The 2,884-nt window shown below is 38.0% G+C and carries 3 protein-coding genes; 2 read left to right on the top strand and 1 reads right to left on the bottom strand.

Annotated elements, in window-relative coordinates:
• A partial coding sequence (locus ACJMLH_RS03200) for a chloramphenicol acetyltransferase (RefSeq protein WP_405274663.1) occupies positions 1 to 434 on the bottom strand: 434 nt, incomplete at its 3' end.
• 90 nt (positions 435 to 524) lie between these two features.
• On the opposite strand from ACJMLH_RS03200, the gene ACJMLH_RS03195 reads away from it, so the two are divergent.
• Together ACJMLH_RS03195 and ACJMLH_RS03190 are read left to right on the top strand one after the other, a co-directional pair.
• A complete protein-coding gene (locus ACJMLH_RS03195) occupies positions 525 to 1,856 on the top strand; it encodes an FAD-dependent oxidoreductase (RefSeq protein WP_405274661.1) in 1,332 nt (443 codons plus the stop codon).
• Between the two features lie 26 nt (positions 1,857 to 1,882).
• Positions 1,883 to 2,848, top strand: coding sequence for an Mrp/NBP35 family ATP-binding protein (locus ACJMLH_RS03190; protein ID WP_405274659.1), 966 nt, complete (start codon positions 1,883 to 1,885; stop codon positions 2,846 to 2,848).
• Positions 2,849 to 2,884 lie beyond the last annotated feature (36 nt).

Here is a 2,884-nt window from a genome sequence, read left to right as displayed (position 1 = left end):
GGAATGCATGAGAAATTGGCAATATTTGTCAAGTCCCTTTGTTCCATTTCTAGTATGTATCCTTCTTTTTTACCGCTTAAGATGTCTTGGGATAGTATCCTGACATAATCATGCCATTCAATAATGTCTGAAAATTCCTGTGGTGTTTTAACTCGCATTTCCTTATATATTTTATTCCCTTCATCCATTATTGGAGTTAAACCTTCAAGATAATCATATTCAACAGCTTTACCATCAATAATTCTTCTTTTAAGCTCAGGAACACTGTTTACCGCATTCATAAGACAACCAAGGCTCATAATAAAGAATGACTTGTCATTTTCATGACACCACTTCCACATGGACTCGACATTAACACGGGCTGATATTGCATAGCGTGCTGATAGAAAATTAATAAACGGATTTTCATCTAAATTAAATTCAATTTCTCTCATTTTTAAACAAAACCTTTCAAAATAGTTACTTTTTTATATGTTTCTTATTATATATATTACTGTTATAAATCTTAAAATGGTTTTGTTATAATGAAAGTAGTAATTGTAGGCGGAGGAGCTGGAGGAATCTCAACAGCTTCCAATATACGTAAACTTAATAAAGAAATAGAAATTACAGTAATCACAAGAGACAACAAAGTGGCATATTCACCATGCGCCATTCCTTATGTACTCTCAGGTACAATCCCTTCTTTTGATGATATTGTGATGAGGACTCCTGAAGATTATCAGAATAAAAACATTGAAGTTATCGTCGAAGCGGAAGTAACTGCGGTCGATTCAGATAAAAAAACAGTAACTTATGAAAAAGATGGTAGCGAAGTTGTCATGGATTATGATAAACTGGTGCTTGCTACCGGAGGAAATCCGTTTGTCCCTCCTATGGATGGAGCAGATTTGGATGGAGTATTCAGAATCAGAAATATCGATGATGGAAAAAGAGTTCAGGAAGCAATGAAAGATGCAAAAAGTGCAATAGTAACCGGTGCAGGTTTAATTGGTATTGAAATCGCATTTGCTCTTAAAAAACAGGGTTTGAATGTTATTTTAAGTGAAATGTTGCCTCAGATTGTTCCAAGATCTCTTGACAAGGACATGTCAGACATTTTAGTCAAATACTTGGAGATGGAAGGAATCCAGGTGGTTTTAGGTAAACCAATCACAAAACTGATTGGGGACGGAAAAGTCGAAAAGGCATGCTTTGGAGATGAGGAATTATACGATGCAGATATGGTTATCATGGCAACTGGTGTAAGAGCAGAACTAGGCCTTGCAAGAATGGCCGGCTGTGAAATCGGAAGATGGGCAATCATGGTAAATGACAGGATGGAAACTTCAGTGGAGGACGTATATGCACTTGGTGATTGTGTCGAATCAAAAGACCTGATTTTAGGTTCAAACACAATTTCACAATTAGGTACTACTGCTGTTCGTCAGTCAAAAACATTGGCCCGTACAATATGCGATAAGAAATCAAAATTCAATCCGGTTTTAAACTCAATGGTATCAAAAGTGGGCAAATTGGAATTTGGTGCTGTAGGATACACTACCAGTTTTGCACAGCAGAACAGAATCAGACCGGTAGTTCAAAAGGTCGAAGCACTTACAAGGGCACGTTACTATCCAAATGCAAAACCTATGGATATCAAGGTTATATGTGACGGAAATGGAACTATTATTGGATGTCAAATCATAGCAGAGGAAAGGGTGGCTGAAAGAATCGATACAATGACATTGGCCATTACAGAAGGTTTGACCTGCTTTGATTTAAGCAACATGGAATTTGCTTATGCACCTCCGGTATCAATGGTTACTGATCCGTTAATCCTTGCAGTTGAAGAAGTAAGTAAAAAATTTAATTAAATATAAAAGTTTTTGGAGATGATAAAATGGCAGAACATGGACATCATGGTCACGGAGGCCAAATGACCCCCGAACAACAAAGACAAATGATTGAACAGGAAATAAGACTAGCTCGCAATCTTGGTCAAATCAAACATAAAATCGTTGTTATGAGTGGAAAAGGAGGAGTTGGAAAATCAACCGTAGCAGCCAATATTGCCGAAACCCTACAGGGATTAGGCTTTAAGACAGGTATTCTTGATGCGGATATCCACGGACCGAACATACCTAAAATGCTGGGTCTTGAATTATACGGTGAAGCTTTCCACAACTATCAGTTTGAACAGTTCAAGCAAATCACAGAAGCAGGACTCGCCAGTCAGGACTTTAAGGATGACGATGAAAAATTGGCTTTCATCGAAAAGAAAAAACAGGAATATTCACATTCAATGTTTCCTGTTGTTGCTCCTAGCGGTTTGAAAGTAATGTCAATGGCATTTTTATTGGACAGCATTGACACCCCGATTATCTGGAGAGGACCTCAAAAAACAGGTGCAATCAAACAATTGATTTCAGATTCCCACTGGGGAGAACTTGACTATTTAATTATCGATAACCCGCCGGGCACAGGAGACGAACCGTTAACAGTATTGCAGACAATCCCTGATGCGGATGCAGTGATAATGGTAACCACTCCTAATGTAGTATCTCAGGAAGACGTCTTGAAGTGTGTCAAGATGGTGGAACAGATGGGCATCAAAAAAATCGGCCTTATCGAAAACATGGCTTATTACATCTGCCCACACTGTGATGAAAAACTCCACATTTTCGGTGAAGGAAACGGAAAGGCTTTCGCCGATGAAATGGAAATTACCTATTTGGGCGATTTGCCTATTGAAGAAAGAGTGTCTGATTCACCAAATCAGGATGGTGTTATTGCAACAATCTCACCTGATGATGTGGTATCTAAAAGATTTGTTGAAATCGTTGAAGATATTCAAAAAGAGTTTTAGAGTAAAGCTAAATTGATTATATAGCTTACTCTTGCT

Source organism: Methanobrevibacter sp., assembly GCF_045116495.1.
Taxonomy (GTDB): Archaea; Methanobacteriota; Methanobacteria; order Methanobacteriales; family Methanobacteriaceae; genus Methanocatella.
The sequence above is the reverse complement of the archived record's forward strand: the minus strand, read 5'-3'. Positions and strand labels throughout refer to the sequence as shown.

Bases quoted from the DNA above. Each gene is read 5' to 3' on its own strand.
- ACJMLH_RS03195 (WP_405274661.1), top strand. From the start codon at position 525: ATGAAAGTAGTAATTGTAGGCGGAGGAGCTGGAGGAATCTCAACAGCT.
- ACJMLH_RS03190 (WP_405274659.1), top strand. From the start codon at position 1,883: ATGGCAGAACATGGACATCATGGTCACGGAGGCCAAATGACCCCCGAA.